Origin of the sequence: Priestia aryabhattai B8W22, from assembly GCF_000956595.1 — a bacterium.
In the GTDB taxonomy this organism is placed as follows: domain Bacteria; phylum Bacillota; class Bacilli; order Bacillales; family Bacillaceae_H; genus Priestia; species Priestia aryabhattai.
In genome coordinates, this window is the sequence record NZ_JYOO01000033.1 from 24,299 (window position 1) to 50,469 (window position 26,171).

Annotated in this window: 5 protein-coding genes, 1 pseudogene and 1 other annotated feature; of the genes and pseudogenes, 3 read left to right on the top strand and 3 right to left on the bottom strand. The window is 42.6% G+C overall.

Annotated elements, in window-relative coordinates; all coding sequences use genetic code 11:
• Positions 1–107: 107 nt before the first annotated feature.
• The gene (locus N178_RS21035; RefSeq protein ID WP_045294647.1) at positions 108–1,235 is read right to left on the bottom strand and encodes an NADH-dependent flavin oxidoreductase; all 1,128 of its coding nucleotides are present in this window, start codon (positions 1,233–1,235) and stop codon (positions 108–110) included.
• A 341-nt stretch (positions 1,236–1,576) separates the two neighbouring features.
• Here N178_RS21035 and N178_RS26635 point away from each other — a divergent pair.
• A pseudogene (locus N178_RS26635) lies at positions 1,577–12,208 on the top strand (carboxypeptidase regulatory-like domain-containing protein); the annotation flags it as partial.
• A gap of 88 nt (positions 12,209–12,296) precedes the next feature.
• The gene (locus N178_RS26640) at positions 12,297–23,039 is read left to right on the top strand and encodes a carboxypeptidase regulatory-like domain-containing protein (protein ID WP_237758564.1); all 10,743 of its coding nucleotides are present in this window, start codon (positions 12,297–12,299) and stop codon (positions 23,037–23,039) included.
• 30 nt (positions 23,040–23,069) lie between these two features.
• On the opposite strand, the gene N178_RS21050 is transcribed toward N178_RS26640, so the two are convergent.
• Both N178_RS21050 and N178_RS21055 read right to left on the bottom strand, forming a co-directional pair.
• Positions 23,070–23,255 (bottom strand): Fur-regulated basic protein FbpA, encoded by a 186-nt coding sequence (locus N178_RS21050; RefSeq protein ID WP_013058636.1) that lies wholly within the window; start codon positions 23,253–23,255, stop codon positions 23,070–23,072.
• Positions 23,256–23,364: 109 nt separating this feature from the next.
• Complete coding sequence (locus N178_RS21055; RefSeq protein WP_045294650.1) at positions 23,365–24,249, bottom strand: DUF4405 domain-containing protein; 885 nt, start codon at positions 24,247–24,249, stop codon at positions 23,365–23,367.
• A gap of 238 nt (positions 24,250–24,487) precedes the next feature.
• Positions 24,488–24,719: a binding site (T-box leader), on the top strand.
• Between the two features lie 67 nt (positions 24,720–24,786).
• Between N178_RS21055 and N178_RS21060 the strand changes: the two genes are divergently transcribed.
• Positions 24,787–26,157 carry an amino acid permease gene (locus N178_RS21060; protein WP_045294652.1) on the top strand — a complete coding sequence of 457 codons (1,371 nt, stop codon included), beginning with the start codon at positions 24,787–24,789 and terminating at the stop codon, positions 26,155–26,157.
• Positions 26,158–26,171: the final 14 nt, after the last annotated feature.

Sequence of the window (26,171 nt, forward strand, 5' to 3'; positions counted from 1 at the left end):
CACAAAAAAGTCCATTTGTAAATTAATGGCTCAAAAGCGATATTCCATAAAAAAGCGCAAAGACATGGGGTTCAGTCCCATCGTCTTTGCGCTTTTCTGTCTTTCTTTTAATCTTCAACCGGGAACCAGCCTGGCGTGTTAATAACAGCTTGCCAGAGCGGGTCAGGAATCACAAGCTTTTCCTGATCTTTTTTGCTTAATGTTGTCACAATTTCATTTTCGCGGCCTTCTTTGACTTTTTGAACCCAGTCTGGATCCATAATTAATTCGCGGCCAATCGCAAGCAGTGGAATGCCCGTTTCAAGAGCCGCTGCTGCTTCGTCTGCTGTATGAATAGAACCTACGCCCATCACAGGCACGCGGCTTCCTACTCGCTCTTGAATAATTTCAATACGTGAACGAGTATCTTCCACGCCGCGGCGCGGTTTTGACCAGAATTCCATTAGCGATACATGAAGGTAATCAAGGTCTTTCTCTGCTAGTGCATCAACTAATTTCAACGTATCAGCCATTGTAATTCCAGGCGTTTCAGGCTCTTCTGGCGAGAAGCGATAGCCTACTAAAAATGGCTCTTTTGCATGTTTAGAAACGGCTTGTTTTACTTCGTCTACGATTGCTAGCGGGAATGTTAAGCGTTTTTCTACGCTGCCACCCCATTTATCTTCGCGGCGATTAGAATGCGGAGAAAAGAACTGCTGAATTAAATAGTTATTTGCTCCATGGATTTCAACTCCGTCAAATCCTGCTTCAATAGCACGGCGCGTCATCTCACCAAAATCATGAATAATGCCTTCGATTTCTTCATTTGTTAACTCTCGAGGCACCGGTGCTCCTTCTTGTTCTGCGGCAACAGCACTTGCGCTAACAACCTCTCCATTTGGAACAAGCTCAGGCGGACACATGCGGCCTCCGTGGAAAATTTGAAGAACTGCTCTTGCTCCTTGATTTTTAATTGCTGTTGCTAAACGGCTCAGGCTAGGAATCATTTCATCGCTGTCTGCAGCAAACTCTCCGTGAAATCCTTTGCCGTTCGGCGTTCCGTATGTACATGCTGTAATGACCATGCTAACACCTTTTGAACGTCGTACATAGTAGTCTATTTCTGTATTTGATACTGTTCCATCTTCATTTGATGAAAAATTTGTCATAGGCGCAAGAATAACGCGGTTATCTAATTTGATGCCATTTGAAAAAGTAAATGGCTGTAAAAGCGGCTCATATTTTTTATTTGTCATTTTATTTCCCTCCAAAAATGATACGGTCAAAAATAGTGGCATATTATAGGTAGAAACTGTTTCCCTTCCTATAATATTAATATGTGTCATTTAAAACTGTAACTTTAAAATATACTGTGATTTTAATCTGTACAGTTTATACTGTCAATAAATTTGACTTTTGCTCCTTCTACTAAAAAATGACGATATTTATAAATTTTACATGGATTTGGATTAACTTTCATTCGAGCTCAAATCATTAGTTATCATGAAGCTTTTTCTAAAAAAATATGTATAATATCTCACGAACTTTTTGTCTACTTAATATGTTGTAAAGATAAATTTGAAAAGGAGTGCAAAAAATGGCTTCTCCATCTAACACCCAATTTCAACCTATTCTTATAGGCACTCAGCCTATTTATGATGTAGTAGGTGACGAATCGCCAGCTTCCACAGATATTGTGGGAAATACGCAGTTTCCAGCAGCATTTGCCGCTTATGATGGAACAACTATTTTTTTCCGAATTCGGCTAAATGCTGACCCTCGAAACTCTAAAAATACTGGTTTTAGCAACTTTTCTTGGGGTGTCTTAATCAATACATCAGGAAATCCTGGGGTCTACGATTGGTTAGCAAACGTAAATGGATTAGATAATACAATTAATCTTATAAAAAACACAACGCGTGTATTCAACTCATGGAATGACCCTGCCGAAGGAACAGACGGAAGTGGGACCCCTACCTTCTCACGTCCGATTGTTAATTTTGATGTATCTCGCGTCACGTTGACAAACGATGGGTCTAATTTCGGCGGAGATGCCGATTATTTTATTGATTTTCAATTTCCCGCTGCTGACTTTTTTCGAGTTTTAGGAATTAGTCCTTCTTCACCGCTGCAATTTATTATTTTCTCCTCCGCTAATGCAAACAACTACAACAAAGATTCTTTACAAACGTCTGAAGGTTTTCAATTTGTTAACGCATTAACCAACCCTGTCTCTCCTAAAGACGTGGACGTACGTGCTAACTTAACTGCAGCCAAGACCATTACTTCAGGACCTACATCTGTTTTTACAGGCTCTCTAACAACTTGGACTCAGTCTGTTACTGTGACAAATAGCGGTCGGGCTCTCGCAAGACAAGTGGTTGTAAATGACGTATTTAGTCTCGACCAATTGTCAAGTGTAAGCAGCATAAATACCTCAACTGGAACATCCGTATTTAATTCAAACAACACAACGCTGTCTTGGACAATAGGAAACCTTGCTGCCGGGCAAACTGCTACGTTAACATATACCGTAATTGGGACATTCACTACTTCTGGAACAAGGAGGCTTAATACAGTTACAGCTTCGGGAATTGATGACTTCACAGGCCTTCAGTTAACAAATGCAACTGCTTTTAATAATATTGAAGCAGCTGCAGCAGCTGCTGTTACAGGGAAAGTTACATCTGGCCAAACTGGATTACCTCTTAGGGGGGTAACGGTCGAACTTAGAAATCAAAACAATGTCCTCATTACTACTACTCAAACGAACGCCGAAGGAAATTACAGCTTCACTCAGCTTGCTAGCGGAACGTACACGCTTAACTTTATCGCTGCTAATTTCGTAACTGCTACGCGCACGCCAACCGTACCTGCCGGGCAAACACAAATCGTCAATGTGACTCTTCAGCCTTCCCCTGGGACAGTAACAGGCGCCGTTACTTCTACAGGAGGTACACCTGTTGCCAGTGCTACTATTAATTTAATTGATGCATTTAATACGGTTGTAGCAACCGCGACAACTAACATACAAGGTCAATATACACTTTCAAATGTTAATCCAGGTCAGTATTCGGTGACCGTCAGTGCACCTAACTTCCAATCACAGTTACTCGGTATTACCGTTACATCCAACCAGACGACAACTGCTAATTTTACTCTGATTCCTTCCCCGGGAACTGTGACGGGTATTGTATCTAACACTAATGGAACACCTATTCAAGGCGCGATTGTGGAAGTTCTTGATACGGGGAACAATGTAATCGCAACCGTTACAACCAACGCCCAAGGCCAATATACCGCTAATCAACTTGCACCAGGCACATTTCAATTACGGGTGAAAGCTCAAAACTTCCAAACCACCTTGCTGGGTTTTACAGTGCAAGCCAGTCAAACAACAACTCAAAACGTTATCCTTCAACCTTCTCCAGGGACGTTGACAGGTGCTGTAAACGATGCTCAAACGGGCGTTTCCTTGTCAGGTGTTTCAGTTAATGTAGTTAATCAAGGCGGTATTACCGTTGCAACAGCTACAACAAATGCACAAGGTCAGTACAGTGTGACCAATTTGGCTCCGGGCAGCTATACTGTCACTTTTGGGCAACCTGGTTTTGGTAGTCAAACGATTGGAGCAATTATTCAATCCAATCAAACAACCACGTTAAATGCCGCTCTAAACCGTTTAGTTGGTGTCATTAATGGAGTCGTCACCTCCGGTCAAGGCGGCGCGCTTGCAGGTGCAGTGGTTAATGTATTTTTAAATAACAACTTGGTTGCTTCTGTTACGACAGATCAAGCGGGAGCGTATGTCGTTCCTAATTTGGCTCCGGGCAGCTACACGGTCACAGCCATCGATCAAAATTTCCAGTCTAAAGTAGCAGGTGCCCAGGTTGTTGCTTTCCAGACAACAACCGTAAACTTTTCCCTAACTCCAGATCCTGGTGCGTTAACTGGAACGGTGACCGATTCTACTGGAGCAGCCGTTGCAGGTGCTACCATTAATGTCAAAACGACAGTCGGCGGTGCCATTATTGGTTCAGGAATCACAGATCAAAACGGCGTTTATACGATTCCAAACTTATCGGCTGAGAGCTATATTGTAACGGCGACCGCCTTAAATTTTCAAAGCTCGAGTCAAGGAACTGCGATTAGATCCGATCAAACGACAACGCTAAACTTTACGCTTGCTTTTAATCCGGTAACCATCACCGGAACCGTTAGAAATCAACAAACGGGTGACTCGATTGCTGGTGCTCAAATCCAAGTAAGAATTTTGGATACAAACGGAGCTGTTATCGCCACTGTCTTTGCCAACTCAGAAGGTAACTTTCTTGTCCCGCAATTAGCTCCTGGAACGTACACGCTCGTTGTGGCCGCACCAAATTTCCAAACGAATTTTGCAACCATCACTGTGTCTCCAGGAGGTCAAGCAAATATTGATGTTTCACTTGCTCCTAACCCAGGAATCATCACCGGGCAAGTTGTAAACGGCACTACAGGAGATCAAATTATCGGGGCCAGCGTAAGTGTAGTTAACCAAAGTAATGTTCAAGTTCAGGTTGGTTTTACCGATAGTCAAGGAATTTATATGATTGAAGGGTTGCCTCCAGGAAATTATCATGTTGTAGTCAACGCAGCTAACTTCCAAACGAACATAGCCGGGGGAATTGTATTGGCTGATACAACCACAGTTGTAAATGTAAGCTTACCTCCTGAACCTGGACTCATTGCCGGAAATGTTTCCCCTGTTCAGCCCAATACAGTAGTTGCACTTTACAGTGCTAAAAATGTCTTTATTCAAAGCGTATTAACAGATGGCAGTGGAAACTATCAATTCTCAAATCTTGCACCAGGTAATTACATTCTTATTGCGTCATCTCCAAACTTTGCCGTTCAATCAGCAGGAGCAATTGTTTCTTCCAATACAGCAACCAGTGTGAGTTTCGCTTTAATTCCTAACCCTTCTATTATTTCAGGGGTCGTTACGGATACGGGTGGCGCTGCTGTCCCAAACGCTTCCGTTCAAATTTTTGATGCTAATGAAACCATTCTCGCAACAGCCGGAACTGACGCCAATGGTGCGTATTCAATTGGAAATTTACCTCCAGGTTCATTTTCAGTTCTTGTAACAGCTCCAAGTTTCGGGCACTTAACAAGCGGAATTATACTAAGTCCCGGCAGTACTTTAGCCAACATAAACTTTGCTCTTACTCCAAATCCAGGAGCAATCAGCGGGCAAGTCACCGATGTTGCAACAGGAGCACCGTTAGCTGGTTCAACGGTTGTCATTCGTCAAGCAATCGGTTCAGGTGTTGCCGTTGCAACCGTGACATCTGATTCGTCGGGTAACTTTCTTGTGCAAGGATTAGCACCTGGGAGTTATACCGTGACCTCTTCGTTCCCTACGTTTGGAACAAAAACAATTGGAGCAATTGTTTCTAGTGATACCACTACAACGGCCAGTATTGCACTTAACGAATTAGCTGGTTCAATCAATGGTCAGCTTGTTGACTCAACAGGTACAACGATTACCGGATCAAACTTGCAAGTTCGTTTACTTGATTTAAATGGTGTTCTTATTGAAGCATTACTTGCTCAATCAGATGGTACGTTTGCCTTTTTTAATGTTTTTCCAGGAAGCTACGTACTCAATGCATCAGCACCTGCATTCCAAGCGACGACAATCGGAATACAAGTGCAAGCAGATCAACAAGTTCAAACAAGCGTCATACTTCAACCATCTCCTGCAACGTTGACAGGGCAAGTCATTAATCAACAAACGGGGATAAGTATTGCAGGAAGCATCGTATCTGTCCTTAATCCAAATACGGGATTACTAATCGGAAGAGGCGCGTCTGGTCAAGACGGAACGTTTGTTATTGAAAATTTACCGGCCGGCTCATTTGTTGCAAGCGCCGGTGCCCAAGACTTTGGAACGGACTCGCGGGCTGTCATTTTATCGCCGGGACAAACGACCACTACTACACTTACACTTACGCCAAACCCTGGAAGTGTGTCTGGTTTTGTTGTTAACCGTAATAACGGGGATACCCTTGCAGGAGCAAGCATTCAAATTTTTGATCAAACAGGCGCGCCAGCCGTTTCGGTGTCTGCGAATGCTCAAGGACAATTTTTAATATCCAGATTAGCGCCGGGGCTCTATACAGCCATTGCTGCCTCTGGAGGATATACAAGTGGAACCATTAGTTTTACCGTAGTGTCAGACACACAGGCCATTGCAAGCTTTGCTTTGGAGCCAAACCCTTCAACCATTCAAGGCACTGTTACGAACGTTGCCACTGGTACAGTACTCAGCGGAACAGATGTAATTATTCGCCAGTTTAACGCAACCGGTCCTATTATTGCGACTTCTGTCACAGATACCAATGGCCTATATGCAGTATCACACTTACCGCAAGGAACCTTTACGGTTATTGTTGTAAATGAACTCTTTGGATCACAAGCCTCATCCGTCACGCTTGCTCCTGGTGAAACGGCTGCTTTAAACTTTGCTTTGGAACAGCTTCCATCGGCTGTACAAGGAACGGTAACAAATGCAGAAACCGGCGTTCCGATTATTAATACGCTGATTCAGTTGATTGATGCAAACGGAATCCTCGTTACACAAACGCAAACGGATATTAACGGTTTTTATCAGATTGCAGGATTTACAGCAGGGGATTATACGATTCCATTTACAAACCCTACGTTTCAATCTCAAACGTTAAGCTTTACTTCTCAACCAAATCAAACGTCTGTGGTCAATGCAAATCTTATTGCTTCTCCTGGGTCCATTACAGGTCAAGTGCTGGATGCAGAAACGGCTTCTCCTTTAATTGGTGCGTCTATTCAAGTCTTCCCTGCTCTTGGGTTAAATCCAATCGCTACCCTCGTAACCGATGGTAGGGGTCATTACTTTTTAGACGGGTTAGCACCTGGTTCTTATATTCTAATCGGGTCATTTCAAACTTACGCCACTTCGTCTACAGGCGTAGCAGTTCGCTCTAATGAAACAAGTTCATCTACTATTTTCTTAGTCCCTACTCCTGCCACTGTTTCCGGAACAGTAAGATCAGATACAGGCGAACCGATTATAAATGCGACCGTGCGTATTTTAGATCAAAATGAATTTGTGTTGGGAACCATCGTCACAGACGAGTTTGGAAACTATTCGCTGACCGATTTGCCGCAAGGAAATCAAGAAATTATTGTAAGTGCCCCCGGATTTGCTACACAGCTCGGCGGCGTTATTTTAATTCCAGGGCAAGTGGTAACGAATTTGAACTTCATTCTTACAGCTAATTCGGGAAGCATTTCTGGGCAAATTGTAACAGCGGATACAGAGATACCAATTGTCGGTGCCATCGCTATTGTGCGAACAGTCGCCGGAGTTCCTGTTGTGGTGGCTTCAACTACAACAGATGAGCTTGGAAACTACAAGATAAACGGCTTACAGCCTGGTTCTTATACCGTCACAGGCTCTGCTACTGGCTATGCGTTAAACACAGTGGGGGCAATTGTTATCAGCGATCAAATGACTCAAGCAAATATCGCTCTTTCACCACTTGTTGGTTCCATTTCCGGTACCGTTTTAAACGTCCAAGGAAATCCAATTGTCAATATCCCAACTCAAATCCGTGTGTTTAGCCAAAACGGCGGCTTGCTTCAAACAGTAGCTGCACAGTCTGATGGGACGTTTTCTATTACAAACCTGCCTCCTGGATCTTATCAATTAACCGTGACAGCAGCGAATTATGCAGCCAATACAGTGGGAGCGTTTGTTACAGCAAACGAAATGACCGTACTTACTGTTCCGCTGACCCCGAATCCTGGAAAGGTGAATGGGCAAGTGGTAAGCAGCACAACGGGAGATGCTATTTTTGGCTCAATTGTTTCGGTCACTGACCTTAACGGGCTGCCAATCGGCAGTACTGTTACGGATCAAAATGGAAACTTTTCCATTCCAAATCTACCGCCGACAACCGTTATTGTATCAGCTGTAGCAACAAATTTTGGTTCAGATTCTCGTTCAGTAATTTTAACACCAGGGTCAACAGGAACTTCATTATTGACCTTAGCGCCAAATCCTGGAGCTGTGAGCGGGGCTGTGATAAATCAACAAACGGGTGCTCCGCTTATTGGGGCCACTATGCAAATATTTGACTTTACAGGAGCACTTGTTGCAACTGTCTTGTCAGATCGTGATGGGCTTTATCAAGTTCAGAACCTGACACCTGGCTTTTATCAAGTGATTGCCACTTCTGCAAATTTCGGTACACAGGTGCAAAACGTTCAGGCAGCCTCAAATGTAACATCGACAGTCAATCTGGTTCTAACACCTGATGCTGGATTGATTTTTGGCACAGTCGTTAATCAACAAACCGGAGCTCTCATCGTAGGCGCTTCAGTGGTCGTAAGGCTATTCTCTCCTGCTGGGCCAGTTGTTCAAACAACGGCAACAGATAGCAGCGGACAATTTACAGTGCTAAACTTGGGACCCGGAGCGTATGCTGTCACTGTATTTAATCCGAATTTCGGCACCCAGAGCACTACAACGTTTGTTCAGTCAGATACGGTTTCAACCGTTTCACTTGCGCTACTGCCAAACCCTGGAGCAGTTCAAGGGCTCATTACATCTGCTCAGACTGGGGAGTCTGCTTTAAATACACAAATTAATATTCTTAGCGATGCTGGAATTTTAGTAGCAACGGTTCAGACTGATAGCAACGGAAATTACTTTGTGCCTGGGCTGGCACCTGGCACGTATACACTAGTATTTTCAAACCCTAATTTCCAAAGCAGTACTATTGGTGCAATAGTAGGTTCCGATACGGTCATAACCGTAAATACGGCGTTAACACCAGACCCAGGAACGATTACAGGCACGGTCATTGATTCTCAAACCGGCTTGCCGATTGCAGGAGCATCTGTGCAAATTTTCCCTGCTCAAAGTTTGATTCCAATTGCTAGTGCGATTACAGGGCAAGACGGAGGTTACAGCGTCCTTGGCATTCAGCCTGGAGATTATGTAGTAGAGGCTACTGTATCAAATTACGCTGTGGCAGCAGTTGGAACAGCGGTATTTCCAAATACAACGGCAACGGCTGCTCTGCTTCTTTCACCAAATCCAGCTGCTTTAAGCGGAACCATTACCTCTACCAATGGAACACCTATCGCTGGTGCCGCCGTTCGGATTATTGACCAGAATGAAACTGTTCTTGGCACAGGAGTCACAGATCAAAACGGACATTTTACAATTGGCAACTTATCACCCGGTTCACAAATTGCTGTCGTTTCTGCTTCCGAATTTGGCACTCAAATCATTGGTGTAACATTATCACCTGGACAGATTATTACAGATTTTAGCGCTCAGTTAACACCAAACTCCGGGAATATTCAAGGTCAAACGGCTAATGCTCAAGACGGAGCCCTTATTGCAGGCGCTGACATTGTGATTCGTAAAACAGGTGCAAGTTCAATTATCGTTGCAAACGCAACAACAGATGTAGATGGAAACTACCGGGTAAATGATTTAACTCCGGGAACCTACCTTGTAACAGCTAGCAAATCTGGTTTTGGAACAAATACGGTAGGCGTGACCGTTGTGAGTGATACGATTGCAACGGCCAATGTTCCATTAACAGCACTTGCAGGTGTTATTAGCGGAACAATTATTGATTCTCAAGGCAATCCGATTACAGGAAATAATATTCAAATTCAAGTATTTGATCAAAACGGACATTTAATCAAGTCTGTTTTAGCCAACAGCGATGGAGTGTTTACTGTCGTTGACTTGCCACCTGGCTCTTATCAGTTAACCTTTACAGCGCCTAACTTTACAACTGGTATATTCAGTGCAACGGTTACCTCTGAACAAACAATTGTTTTAGTGGCGACACTGCAGCCAGATCCTGCTACGGTTACAACGCAAGTCGTTAGTGGAGAAACGAGTGAACCAATTCCAGGTGCTATTGTCACGTTTACCTTGCCAAACGGAACGATTGTTGGGAGTGGAGTAACGGATACGAATGGATCTGTCAGTATTTTAAACCTTCCTCCACAAACTCTTAATGTTTCCGTAACAGCTAATAACTTTGGAAGCCTCTCTCAATCTGTTATTCTTACACCTGGTCAAGTGGCACAGATAACGATTGCTCTGTCTCCAGAAGTTGGTAGACTTGAAGGGACCGTAGTTAATGAGCTAACAGGTGAACTGATTGCAGGTGCAACGCTAAAAGTGTTTGACTTTACTCGAGGAATTATTGCAACTGTGATGACTGACACATTTGGATTTTATGAAATTCAGAGTCTCTCTTCCGATTTGTACCGCGTCATTGCTTCAGCTCAAGGCTTTGGGTCCACTGTCCAAGAAGCTATGGTCGTCGCTAATCAACAAACCGTTTTGGAGTTCTTTTTACCTCCTGATGCAGGAAGTATTCAAGGTACAGTTGTTAACCAGCAAACTGGAAACCCGCTTGCCAGCGTTTCGATTATTGTTCGTCAATTTACGCCGACAGGTCCAATTATTGCTGCATTATCTACCGACCAAAATGGGATATTTACCGTTAATAATCTAGCACCTGGAACGTATACGGTCGTTGGATTGAATCCAAACTTCGGAAGCGAAGCTGCCTCAACCATTGTACAATCAGACAATGTATCTAATATTTTACTTGCATTAATTCCAAACCCGGGAACCGTTCAAGGGCAAATCACAAATGGCCAAACAGGCGAAGGGTTAACAAATTCATTTGCTCGTATCTTAGATAGCAATCGTGTCATTATTCAAGAAGTACAAACCGATGGAACTGGAAATTATCAAGCAGAAGGATTAGCTCCTGGCGACTATGTTTTAATTGCAGTGGCATCTGACTTTCAAAGAGAAACGATTGGGTTTTCAGTTGTTTCTGATGCATCTACAACTGTTAACGTCACACTCCTTCCAGACCCAGGAAGAATCACAGGAAGAGTACTTGACCAACAAACCGGCTTAGCTTTGGACGGAGCCACAGTTCAACTTTTCCCTCCGCAAAGTTTGGTTCCTATCGCAAACGCACTTACAGATCAAAATGGAATGTTTCAAATGGGCGGTCTGGCACCAGGCGAATATATCCTCGTAGCAAATGCACGCAATTATGCAAGAGGTACTGTAGGAACAGTTGTTTTTTCAAATCAAACGACGGTGTCTAACATTGAACTTCAAGCAAATTTTTCTACCATTAGTGGAACGGTTATAAGCATCAACGGAACACCAATTGGAAATGCAAGTGTTCGTGTTATTAGTCAAAATGAAACTGTATTAGGCACTGCCTTAACAGATCAAAATGGAAACTACGTGATTAGTAATCTACCGCCAGGCGCACAAACTATTGTAGTGAATGCACCTGCTTTTTCCAACAAGCTTAGCGGTATTACTCTTCAACCAGGTGATGTATTAGAAAACATTAATTTCTCGTTAAACCCGAATTCAGGAAATATTACGGGGCAAATTACAAATGCGCAGACTGGCGAAGCCATTTCAAGCGCAATTGTTGTAGTACGGCTTGTAGGAGGAGTTGGCGTTATTGTTGCCAACAGTATTACAAACGAAAATGGAACCTACTTTATCGGCGGCTTAGCACCTGGAACGTATACGGTTGTAGCATCTGGAAGTGGGTTTGCGAGCATAAGCGTTGGAGCAGTCGTTCAAAGCGATGAAACAACTTTAGCCAATATCAGCCTCATTCCAAGTGTTGGAAGAATTAATGGAACTATCACAGATGCTGGAGGCAGCCCTATTCTAGGAATGAACACTCAAATTCAAGTATTTGATCAAAGCGGCACTCTTTTAAAAACATTGCTTGCTCAATATGATGGAACATATGACATACTAGACTTGCTTCCAGGCAGCTACACATTAATTATTACTGTTCTAAATTTTGTTACCACAACGACGAATGCTGTTGTCATTTCAGATCAAACAACTGAAACAAATATTACGCTTAAGTTAAATCCCGCTGAGGTGACTGGTCAGGTATTAAACAGCAGTACAGGAACACCGATTAATGGGGCTCTTATAACAATTACGGACTTAAACGGCATCGCAGTAGGATCTGGAGCAACTGATTTAAATGGAAACTTTACCGTTTTGAACCTTCCACCAGCTACGCTTAATATCTCGGCGGTTGCAGGAGGTTTTGGCAGTGATTCAAAGTCCGTTATCTTAACACCAGGCGAAATTGAAGCTACAACATTAAGTTTAACACCTACACCGGGCACCGTTACAGGGACAGTTCTCAAGGCACACAGGGGATCCTCTTGCAGGCGCAACTGTTCAAATTTTCGATTTTACACGAGCACTTGTCGCCACTTTGCAAACAAATCAAAGCGGTGTTTATCAATATCAAAATCTAGCACCCGGCTCTTACCGATTAATTGCAACAGCAAACAATTTTGGAGCCGTTACTCAAGATACTCAAGTAACTTCTGAAGCTACCACTACTCTTAACTTTAACTTAACGCCGAGCCCCGGTACTATTACAGGCAGTGTATTTAATCAACAAACTGGTGCGCCGATTGCAGGTGCAAGTATTGCAATACGCCAATTTTCTCCTTTTGGACCAATCGTTGCAACAATTGCAACTAATATTCAAGGTCAATTCACCGTCTTTAACTTGACACCTGGTGCTTACACAGCGGTAGCATCGGAACCTAACTTTGGAACAGAATCTGCCTCTACATTTGTGCAATCAAACTCAGTCTCAACTGTTCTACTGAATTTATCTCCAGATCCTGGTATCGCTCAAGGAACCATCACCAGTGCCCAGACGGGTCAGACGCTAGCAGATACACTCCTGCGCATACTTGATGTAAACGGCGTGCTTGTGGCTGTATCACAAACAGATATAAGCGGAAATTATCGCATTCAAGGGTTAGCACCTGGAACGTTCACAATTGTGGCAACGAACCCTCAATTCCAGCAGCTCGCAAATGGCATTACCATTGCATCGAATCAAACTGTTACACAAAATATTTCGTTGCAGCCAAATCCAGGAACCATTACCGGTACGGTAGTTAATGCACAAACTGGCACGCCCCTCTCTGGAGCAGTTCTACAAGTCTTTCAGTCTGGCAGTACGACTCCCGTTGCCAATACCGTAACAGATCAAAACGGAAGCTTTTCTCTTATTGGGTTAGCACCTGGTGAATATAGCCTCGTATCCCAAGCGACAGGCTTTGGCTCAGTAGCAGTAGGTACCGTTGTCACTTCTGGCAACACAATAACAATTACAGTTCAAGCCCCACCGCTTCCTGGTGTTATTTCTGGGCGAGTGACCGATTTTTCAGGAAATGCATTATCCAACGCAACGGTTCGATTACTGGATTCAAACCAAAACGTAGTAGGTATCGGTAGTGCTGATCTTACCGGTAACTACACCATCGGTAACATTACAGCAGGAACCTACACCATTATTGCAAGCGCGTCTGGTTTTGCCACAAATACGCAAGGTGTAACCATTGCCCCTGATCAAGTGTTATCTAATTTCAATATTCCCCTTGAGGAAAACCCAGGAACCATTACCGGGCAAGTAACAAGTAGTGGAACCGGAGCACCAATCCCAGGAGCTATCGTTACCATTCGTTCTCTTCAGCAAGGAAGCGGCGGCATTGTAGTAGGAACAGTGAATACGGACCAACAAGGAACTTACCTTGTCAAAAACTTAGCTCCAGGGGAATACTCCGTCACGGTCACTAAGATGGGGTTTGGCACTCAAATACAAACAGTCACCGCCGCTAGTGATCAGACATCAACTGCAAGCTTCGCCTTATTAGCAGACGCGGGTACTCTGTCTGGCTTTGTAACGGATATAAATGGAAATCCAATCACAGGATCAAATATTTTCCTTCGAATCTTTACTGATGATAACGTATTACTCAAATCCGTCACGGCTCAACCAGACGGTACATTTGGGGTATTTGGTCTAGATCCTGGAACGTACACTGTTATTGCAGAAGCACCGAACTATGCAGCAAACAGTATTCCAATTACGATCACAGCCAATCAAACAACCACTGTGGCTATAGCATTAACGCCAAACCCTGCTACCATTAGTGGGAATGTTGTCAATCAACAAACGAACACACCGCTTCAAGGAGTGACGGTCACTGCGTCTTCAAACGGGCAAATTATTGCAACAGCTGTAACAGATATAAATGGAAATTTCCAGCTAACAAACCTTGCAGCCGGCTCCATCAGCATTGTTACTTTTGCACAAAATTTTGTAAACACACCGCAAACAATTGTTCTTAGCCCTGGTGAGACGCAACAGATTATCCTATCACTTACTCCTCTTACTGGTACCATTACAGGCACAGTAATTAATCAACAAACAGGAGCACCCGTTCAAGGAGCAAGCGTTGAAATTCGACAGTTTTCTCCCGCAGGTCCTATCGCTGCAACAACTGTGACTGATGGGTTAGGTGTATTTACCATATCAGACTTACAGCCAGCATCGTATACTATCATTGCACAAGCCACAAACTTTGGAACACAAGCTGCAACAACTACTGTACTGCCAAATGACGTTTCAACCATTAGCATTGGACTGACGCTGTTACCGGGTACCGTTCAAGGAACGGTACGAAATGAGAACACAAGCGCACCGCTTGAAGAAGCAATTGTACGCGTAATTCGCAGGGATGGAACAGTTGTTGACGAAGTTCTCACCAATGCACAAGGGTTGTTTACAATAGGAGGCCTTCCTGCTGACTCTTACACGTTAGTTACCATTAGTTCAGGCTTCCAAAGACAAACCATTGGCTTTACTGTTGCACCTGAGCAAACTACGACGGTTGATGTAAATTTACAGCTGAACCCAGGAAAGCTAACAGGAACGGTCACAGACTTTTTTACAGGAGGCCCAATTGCAAACGCTGTCGTGCTCGTATTTCCTTCGCAAAGCATAACCTCTATTGCCCGAGGGATAACGAATGAAAATGGGCAATATACAATTTTAAACTTGGCTCCTGGAGAATATAATATTATAGCAGTGGCAACTGACTTTGCACGCGGCGGTGTAGGAGCAGTAATTTCAGCAGGCAGCCCCACAGTTGCTAATATTCAGTTAACTTCAAATCCAGCAACAATTTCTGGAACAGTTACAGACTCCGGTGGTAACGTTATACCAAATGCGACCGTGCGAGTTCTTGACCAGAACGAAACGGTATTAGGAACTGCCATTACAGATATAAATGGCAATTATTCAGTTGGAAACTTGCCACAAGGAACCTTAACTATTATTGCATCTGCACAAGGATTCGCTACTCAATTAACAGCTGTCACATTAACACCTGCGCAAACTTTACCAAATGTAGACATTCAGTTAACAGCATTGGTTGGTAGTATTACAGGGCGAGTTTTCAACTTGGCAACGGGTCAATCAATTGTTGGAGCCATTACAGTTGTTCGAACATCAGGAGGAACAACTGTAATTGTAGACAGTGGTACCACCGACCAAAATGGCCGCTATTTGATTGAAGGTCTTGCCCCTGGTTCATATTCAGTTGTAGCAACAGCTTCAGGCTTTGGCACAACAACGGTTGGAGCATTGGTGCAAGCTAACGACGCTACAACTGCTGACCTAGTATTGTCTCCACTTACCGGAACAGTTTTTGGAACCGTCACAAACGTAAACGGATCCGGTATTACAGGTTCGAATATTCAAGTTCAAGTCTTTACTGCAACTGGCACACTGTTAAAAACACTGCTTGCGAATGCAGATGGATCATTTAACGTTATTGATTTAGCGCCAGGAACGTATCTCATTCAAGTAACGGCGCCTAATTATGCAACAGGAGTTGCAAGCGTAAATGTTAGAGCTAATACCACTACATCTGTCTCTGTTCCGCTCACGCCAAATCCTGCAACTGTAACGGGGCAAGTTGTAAATTCTGTTACTTCCGCGCCATTAACAGGGGTGATCATCTCCGTTACGGATGCGAACGGAATTGTCGTTGGAAATGCTATCAGTGACCTTAATGGGCAGTTTATCATTAGGAATCTACCACCAAATACGATTATTGTAACAGCCACTGCTACCCAGCCTGGTTTTGGTTCTGCCTCGACATCTGTTCCGCTTGGACCAGGAGCAAACGGGAATATTCTGTTGTCACTCGCACCCCAAGCAGGATTGGTGACTGGAGCTGTACGAAACGCACAAACAGCCGATCTGCTGCAAGGCGCAACAATTCAAATATTTGATTTCACGAGAGGACTGGTTGCAACTGTTGTCACAGATCAAAACGGGCAATACCGCGCTGACAATTTAGCGCCAGGAACGTATCGAATCATCGCTTCGACTCAAAACTTTGGCTCGTTAGTACAAGAAACGGATGTCGCCGTAAACGAAGTGACAACGTTAAACTTCAACCTCTCTCCTAATCCGGGAAGTGTTGAAGGGACCGTCTTTAATCAACAAACCGGGGAGCCTCTTGGTAATGTAAGCATTGTTGTACGTCAATTTTCACCAGCAGGTCCAGTCATTGCAAACTCCTCAACGAATGGAAATGGAACCTTTACCATCCCTCACCTGCCGCCTGGGACTTATACGGTCATCGCTACTTTATCAACCTTTGGAACACAGTCTGCTTCAACTCAAGTATTTTCAAATGAAACGGCAGCTGTTCAACTATCTTTACCACCAAATCCTGGGGCAGCCCAAGGATTTGTCACCAACGCAGAAACGGGCGAACCTTTATTTAACACATTGGTTCGGATCGTTGATACAGACAATGTCGTGGTTGGCACTGTGCAAACGGATATTAATGGACGATACAGCATACAGAATATATCACCAGGAACCTACACTCTTATTATTATAAATCCTGATTTTCAGCGTCAAACTGTCGGATGTGCAATTAAATCTGGCCAAACAACAACCATTAATGTATCACTTCAGTCAAATCCAGGATCTATTGTTGGCATTGTCACTAGCGCTCAAACCGGATTGCCTCTGGTTGGTGCAACTGTCCAGATTTTCCCATATCAAGGATTAATCTCTATTGGAAATACAGTGACTGATGAAAATGGGAGATATCGTTTTATTAGCATTCAGCCTGGCAGCTACACAGTTTCAGCAAATGCAACCAATTTTGCAAGAACAAGTTCAGGTGCATCTGTACTTGCTACTACCCAATCGACAGTTAATCTTTCACTTCAGTCGAATCCCGCCAGCATGTCTGGGCAAATTGTTGATCAAGATGGAAATCCAATTTCTAATGCCTCGATTCGTGTAATTGATCAAAGTGAAACCGTGTTGGGAACAGGTATTTCAGGGTCTGATGGACGTTATACTGTTCAAGGGTTGCCACCTGGCAACCGGAATATTGTTGTGAGTGCTGCAGGCTTCTCAACTGCTACAAGTGGAATAACGCTCTTACTAGGAGAAAGTCGATTGGATGTAAACTTTACACTTGTTGCCAACCCAGGCATTTTAACAGGTACAGTTATTGACGCAAATACAAACGCTCCGCTTGTTGGAGTGAATGTGGTTGTTCGAAATCTGTTAGGCATAATTGTCAGTTCTGGTTTTAGTAACGTGGACGGTCGTTATACAATTCAAAACTTAACACCAGGACAATATACTGTTTCTTTCTTTGATGAGAGTTACGATACCGTCATTTTAGGAGCACAAATTACCTCTAATACAACAACGATCTTAAACGCTACACTCACAAGAGCAAGTGGAGCAGGCACTAATGGTAAACCGAGCATTCGCGGACAAATCGTAGATGAACAAGGAGTACCGATTACCACGCCATTTATCCCAGTAAAAATTCTTGATGCAAACCTTGTAGTGGTTCAAATTTTACTTGCGCTATCCAATGGCCGCTTTGAAGTATTTGACCTCGCACCAGGAACGTATCTAGTAAATGCTGAAGCATCTGACTTTGCGTCAAATACAGTCTCTGCCATTGTAAGAAATAACGAGACAACAGAAGTAGTCGTCACCCTTACTCCTTTACCTGGAACATTAACCGGGCAAGTGATTAATAGTGTTTCTGGCGAAGTGATTGTTGGAGCATCCATTACCGTGACAAGGTCTAACGGTGTTATCATCGCAACGGGAATAAGTGGAGATAACGGATTCTTCACCATTCCAAATTTACCAGCTGGTCCGCTTAATATAATTGCACAAGCAATTGGGTTTGGAAACGCCACAACTTCTGCCATTATCACAAATGGAGAAACAACAACTACTACTCTTTCTCTGTCACCCAGTCCTGGACGCCTTATCGGGCAAGTGACAAGTGCATCATCTGGCCTTCCGCTTCAAGGAGCTACCGTACAACTTTTTGATGAAAATCGAACGTTTATCCTGTCAATCGTAGCCGATAGCCAAGGTAACTTCAAAGTCCCAACTCTTTCTCCAGGCAAGTACGTTGCGGTTGCAAGCTCTTTTGGATTCGGAAGCGAACTGCGCGGTTTTACAATTATTGCAAATCAAGATATAATCATTGCATTTGACCTTGCACCGAATCCAGGTATAATCCGAGGCCAGGTCGTTACTTCAGAAGCCGGGCAGCCAATTCCAAACGCAAGCGTTGTTATACGCGCACTAACGCCATCTGGTCCTATTCTCGCAACAACCGTTACTGATTCAAACGGATTTTATGAAGTAACAGGCATCGTCTCTGGCACTTACACTGTTGTCTTCAGCGGAGCACCTCTATTCGGATCAGACATATCATCTGTACAGTTAGACGCTGGAGAAATTGAAATTGTTAATGCATCTCTTTCTTCTTTTATTTCAACTGTACAGGGGCGTGTAGTTGACGAAGAAGGAAACGGCCTTGCAAACGCCTTAGTTCAACTTTTCAATACCCAAAGCGGTCTAATCCGAAGAGTGCAAACAGATAATGACGGGAATTACTTTATCAGAGGGTTTACTGCCGGAAGCTATACACTTACAGCCAATCAGCCAAATTTCCAAGCAGCCCTCACTCGTTTTGAAGCAGCTCCTAACGAAGTAGCCACAATCAATTTTACTCTTTTAGCTGACCCTGGAATTATTTCAGGAACCATACGAGATGTCGTAACGAACCAGCCAGTTCCAGGAGCTGTCGTTAACCTGTTCCCAAATCAAAGTTTAAGCCCTATTGCCTTTGCCGTTACAGACCAGCTAGGAAATTATCAATTCCCAGGACTACAGCCAGGAAGCTATGTTGTCGTAGGTTCAGAATTTAACTATGCCAGTGCTTCGGCTGGAGCTACCGTTACTTCAAATCAAGTCACTATAGCCAACTTGTTCTTACAACCAAACTTTGCTTCTATTTCAGGAACTGTTTCAACTCTAGAAGGCTTACCAATTAATAATGCTACCGTTCGTATCCTTAATCAAAATCAAGTGATTATCGGTTATGGAATCACAAATGAAAATGGCTTTTATGCCATTGGGAACATTCCTGTTGGCACGTTTACAGTGATTGCGTCAGCACCAGCATTCCAATCTGTATTATCAGACCTTACGCTTGCTCAAGGGGACCAACAAAAAAACATCGACTTTGTCCTCCAGTCAAATCCAGGCATATTGACTGGTACGGTCACCAACCAAAGCAATGAACCAATTCCCGGCGCTTTTGTAAATGTAAGATTACTCGGCGCAACAGGTATTATTATTGCATCAACCGTCACTGATTCAAACGGACGATATGTAATTACTGATTTACCTCCAGGCTCTTACACTGTCTCTGCTACTGCGTCAGGTTTCGAAACCAAGGCGGTAGGTGCTATCATTGAAACAAACGCTACAGAAGTCGTAGACATTATGCTTACAGGAGTTTTTGGTTCAATTAACGGTGTTGTCTTAAACAATTTAGCACAGCCAATTGTTGGTTCTAGCATTTCCCTTTCCCTGTTCGATACCAATAATCTTCTCATTTTCACCACAACAGGATATTCAGACGGCACATTTTCATTCCCTAATCTTGAACCTGGCAACTATTTTATTACGGCTTCTGCGTCAGGATTTATTACAGAAGTTATTGGAGCAAGAGTCACAGCAAATGAAGCCACATTTGCTAGAATTCTATTACAATCGAGTCCAGCTACGGTGACAGGGCAAGTCGTCACTTTAGCAGGCGGTCAGGCGATACAGGGAGCCATCGTCTCTGCCACAACGCTTGAAGGTCAGGTTTTAGCTGTAACGGCTACAGATGTAAGTGGACGCTTTACGATAATGAATTTACCACCAGGAGCGCTCATCGTCACGGCTACTGCAGTCAACTTTGGAGCAGATTCAAAAACAGTTCTTTTACAAACAAACGGCATAACTTCTACTACTCTATTTTTAAGCATGGCTCCTGGTTTCTTAACAGGTACCGTAAAAAGTGAAGCTGAAAATCCGATTCCCAACACAGTTGTGCAGCTATTTGATTTCACTAACGGCCTTGTGGCAACAGCAGTTACAAATGCTATCGGTCAATATACAATCCAAGGATTAAACCCTGGAAATTACCGAGTGGTCTTTACTGCAGAAGAATTTGAACGATTGTCTGCTGGAGCAACAATTAATTCTGGAGAAACAACTTCGTTAAATGTAAAGCTAAGCTCCTTATTTGCAACAATCAAGGGCAGTGTCTTAAATGCTCAAACAAAATCACCTATTCAAGGGGCAGCTGTCACCATTCGCTATCAAAGTTCTTCTGGTCCGATTTTCACAACTGTTTTCACAGATACCTCAGGAAAATTTACCATCAGCAGTATTCCAGACGGGGCCTTTTCAATTATCGCCACTGCAGCAGGGTTTGGCTCACAAGGTTTAACGGCATTCGCAGTCGGTGGTCAGACGTTCACATTTAATCTCTTGCTTCTGCCACAAGTGGGGACTATTCGAGGAAAGGTTACAGATAGCTCGTCGGGTGCACCGTTAGCCAACACGCGCATTCGTGTCATTAATGCCTCCGGAGTGGTCGTGACAACAACACAAACTGATATTAACGGTAACTACCTCCTTTCTAACCTGGCTGCTGGCACTTATCAAATCATAACATCCAATGTAGATTATCAAGCAGCAGCACAAACTGTGACACTTACCACAAATGAAGTAAAAGAAGTGGATTTTACGCTTAATGGAAACCCAGCCAGATTAATAGGCAGAGTTGTTGACAAAGAAACTAAATTTCCTGTTATCGGTGCTCTGATTGAAGTCTTTAACGAAGTTGATTTATCAGTAAGCTTTGGTTTAACCGATGAAAATGGGAAATATGTTATTGAAGGACTACCACAAGGAGCGTTCTCTGTGCGCGCGTCCGCTTCTGGCTATATGTCTGAAACGGTAAAAATACAGTTAAGCCCTAATGAAGTGCTTGAACTCAATTTTGCATTAACAACAACAGCTGCTTTTACAGGCGCCATTATTGGTCAGGTCGTCGACAACTCAACAAGTTTGCCAATTGCCAATGCTCGCGTGAATCTTTTAGATAACGAAGGACAGCTTATAGCTTCTACTACTACCAATGAAGCAGGTCAATATTTCTTTGCATCACTAGAAGCAAAAACGTATACCGTAGTGGTAGATGCAGATGGTTATCAAACTCAGCAACAATCCGTCACAATTGCCATTCTGTTTGAACAAGGCGAAGCAATCGTAGCAAATTTCCGCCTTGATCCAATTGAATTGGGTGCAACAATTACAGGAAAAGTCATTAATGCTGAGACCAAACAGCCAATCTTTGGTGCAACGATTCAAATAATCAACATCAAAAACCAAATAGTTGGCCGTGCAACTACAGATCAACTAGGCCGCTTTACAATTCACGATATACTGCCTGGTACGTATACCATCTTCGTAACCACTATAGGCTTTATACCTGCAGATCCACAGCAGATAAAAGTAAATTCTGGAGAGGTTTTAGACTTACAAACCTTTGAGCTAAAGCAAATACCTTCTTCGACAGGGGCTATTACTGGTCGAGTCGTCGATAACTCAACAAGTGTTCCAATTGCCAACGTTCGCATTAATCTTTTAGATAATCAAGGACAGCTTGCAGCCTCTACTACTACCAATGAAGCAGGAGAATATTCCTTTATATCACTAAAAGCTGGCACGTATACCGTAGTAGTAGATACAGATGGTTATCAAGCTATACCACCATCAGTCACAATTACGATTAGACAAGGCGAAACGCAAAGAGCAGATTTCCGCCTTGATCCAATTGAATTGGGTGCAACAATTACAGGAAAAGTCATTAATGCCGAGACCAAACAACCTATCTTTGGCGCGACGATTCACGTAATCAATACCAAAGACCAAATAGTTGGCCGTGCAACTACGGATCGACTAGGCCGCTTTACAATTCACGATATACCGCCTGGCACGTATACCATCCTTGTAACCGCTATAGGTTTTATACCTGCAGATCCACAGCAGATAACAGTAAATTCTGGAGAGGTTTTAGAATTGCAAACCTTTGAGTTAAAACCAAAAAATCCAGTTCCATCATTTAACCCATGTGATTTAATTAACCCTGTTGTGACATGTAATGTTTGTGAAGTCTCCTGCCGAGAACAACCACCTGGCAGGCGCAGAACGATCCAAGTGCAGCTTCAAGACGGAACGTATCAAACTCTTCATCTTATTCATCTCGTTAAAATTATCACCGTAGTAATTAGAATCACAGGGAAAAACGGTTCATATATAAGTGAGCCTTATCAAATAACCTCCTACGAACGCATAGCTTTAGAAGTACCTTCAAATGCAAAGGTGCGCTGTGATATTACCGTTTCCGACTGTTTTGCACAATTAATCTATTTACAAAATCAGCCGGCGAGCATCCTCTTCTCTTTTGATTTAAATCAGCAGTTTCTCTCTGAAAGAGATGTAGTGGTGACCATTAAAGGTAAGCAAATTCGCCCGCGCTGCGAAAATGGGGTTGCTGGAGAATGGGAAGAATATAAAGAAGTAGAAAATTTCACTCTAAAAGTCTCTGAAATTCTAGATTGGATAAAAACGCATACCAAAAAAGAAATTCAAATTAAGCTTAATCAATTTAATTTTACTAGCGAAAGCAATACAGATTAAAAAAGCACTCATATAATGAGTGCTTTTTTATCATTGTGAAAGAGGTTCCTGATTATACATGAATGCTTTTACTTTTACATATTGAGCTTCTAACTCTTGAAGTGTCAGTTCATATAGGTGCCGATTTCCTTTTTTATAAATACCAAAATTCAATAGCGCATTAATAAACCAATTTTTCTTATGTTCCGTTTCAGGCTGTGTGTGTTGTTTCACGATTTCCACCACCTAAGGTTCTCTCATTTTAATTTTGCAAAGCATTTGCTTTTACATAAATGATTTTACTTCTGTACGATGAAAAAACAGTGAAATAGATAGCTTTTTTAATTTAAATTTCCGCAGCCGCACCCGCCTTTTTTTTACGTCTTTTCACCCCTGTTAATATTTTTTCAATATAATAAATAACACTAATAAAAACCGACATAATAGCAAAGTAAGTACTGATTACAACAAAAGGATTCGGACTTTCAAAACCGCCTTCTTTTCCTTTCATCCCTCTTTCCAAACCTCCGCCATCGTGATCAAAGTTCGGGTGTTCGTGACCAGCAGATGCCGTCGTAGAAGATTTGTTCTCGCTAAATGAATGACGATCAAAATCTGGCTTCCCACCGCCTTTTTGCGGCATATCTGAGGAACTTAAATTCAGCACCCTCGCTATTCCTCCAAGCTTTCCAAGAAAATCCGTCTCATTTATTTCGTATATGCCAACGACTAACAGTGCAACGGTTGCCAGCTTAGCTGCTATGCTCAAGCTTTTCTTTGACTTTTTGAATTTCGTCATATTTTTACATACATTTATAACCCATTGCCAATGAAGACCTATGTGAGCGGCTACTAAAATTAACACTAAAAATGATACCGAAATATGCGAAACCTTAAACCACTGTTCGCCCCCCACATTAATATTTGGAAATACTACTCTTGAAATAAAAATACCGCTAATCATAATAAATGACATCGTAATCAACAGCATGATATTTAAAAAGTAACCGAACTTTGTTCTGCGCGGAAGCTTACGGTCAAATAATTTAACCGTCACTTTCTTTACCCACTGCCAGTTTAGTAGCACGTGGGTAAAAAAGGCGACCGCAATCGTCAACCCCGCAATTTCATGAAACGTTAACCCTCCCAATACTTGTTTGTTAAAAAATAAAACAAACGTAACGGCCATTAAAAGATCCAGTCCAAACCGGATGTACATCATCTTTTTCACTCTATTCATTCTCCTCACCTATGTACTTGTCAAAACAACCTCTTTTTCATATTTCTTAATGTAAGCAGAGTTGGTGAAAATTAGGTGAAACGACTGATTTTTTTACCAAAATAACCAGTCCTGAGTTCTATAAAAAACAGAGTTCAATCATTTTCACTTTTTCAAAAATAGCTGTTGACAAAGAAAAAAGAAGCACGTATAGTAATGGTTATTCATCAAGAACTTTCAGATTTTAATCAAAAACACAGCGATTGGGAGTAGTAGAAGCATATTATTCGGTCAAGAGAGCTACGGGTTGGTGCAACGTAGTCCAATAATACTTTGAACTCGCCCAGGAGTGGTAATTCAGAAAGAATGCAGAAGTATTCTCTAAGTTTTAACGTCTAACCTTCGTTATCAGGTTTTAAGCAGGGTTCTTTAAGAGCCAACAAGAGTGGTACCGCGGTTAGCTAAAGCTTATCGTCTCTTCTCTCATTTGATAATGAGGTAGGAGACGATAAGCTTTTTTTATTTTATAAAAAAGTGGAGGGAAAAGTCATGAAGAAGGACAACCAAGGTTTGCAGCGAACAATGACTTCACGTCATATTATGATGATGGCGCTAGGTGGAGCGATTGGCGCTGGTTTATTTAAAGGAAGCAGCTCAGCTATTGATATGGCAGGACCATCAGTTATCATTGCTTATTTAATTGGCGGAATTATTTTACTATTCATTATGCAAGGTCTTGCTGAAATGGCGGTTCGAAACAGTGACGCACGAACGTTTCGTGATTTAGTTCAGTCGATTTTAGGAAGCTACCCCGCTTATTTTTTAGACTGGATTTACTGGAAAATGTGGGTGTTAAACATTGCAGCTGAAGCAGTTGTAGCAGCTATTTTTATTCAGTACTGGCTTCCTGATTATCCAATTTGGATGCTTGCTCTAGGCATATCCGTTATTGTCACAGTTATTAACTTGCTTTCGGTTAAAGCATTTGCTGAAACGGAATATTGGTTAGCATTAATTAAAATTACGGTCATTGTGATCTTTATCATCGCTGGACTTTTGTTACTATTTGTATCATTTGGTCACCATACCGCAGCGGGTTTTTCAAATTTAAGCGATCACGGCGGTTTCTTTCCAAAAGGACCAACTGGGTTAATTACGGCGATGCTAGTTGTCATCTACTCTTACGGTGGGACTGAAATCATCGGGGTAACGCTAGCTGAAACAAAAAACCCTGAAAAAGTAGTACCAAAGGCTGTGCGCAGCACATTAACGCGCATCATTGCTTTTTATCTGTTCCCGTTTTTTATCATCGTGAGCTTGATTCCTTGGAATGAAGTAAATGGCGTTTCTCAAAGTCCTTTTGTGATGGTATTTAAGATGATTGGAATTCCCGGAGCAGATCATATTATGAATGCCGTGATCTTGTTAGCCGTTATTTCTTCTATGAACTCAGGACTTTACGGTTCATCCCGTATTTTGTATACGCAAGCAGTAGACGGTCGAGTACCGAAGATATTTTCGAAACTTTCTGTTAACAAAGTTCCTGTCTATGCAATCTTAATGTGTACATCATCCCTTTATGTGGGCGTGTTGATTTCCTTATTTGCAGGAAGTAAAACATTTGATTATTTGATGGGATCTTTAGGATATACCGTGTTGTTTATTTGGTTGATTATTGCGATCGCACACTTAAAGTCCCGCAAAGTTCAGCCGGAAGCATCGAGTAGCTACTCTGTTAAATGGTTTCCTTATACGACGTGGGCTGCCCTAATTGCACTAAGCGCTATTTTAATTGGTGTTATCTGCACAACATCCGTTGTTATTACGACTATTACACTAGCTATCTATTTATTTATTACAGCTACGTATATCTTTAAAGGCCGCTTTTATCAATCTTCAGCAGTCAAGCACGCTAAATAAAAAAACGCCTCCTT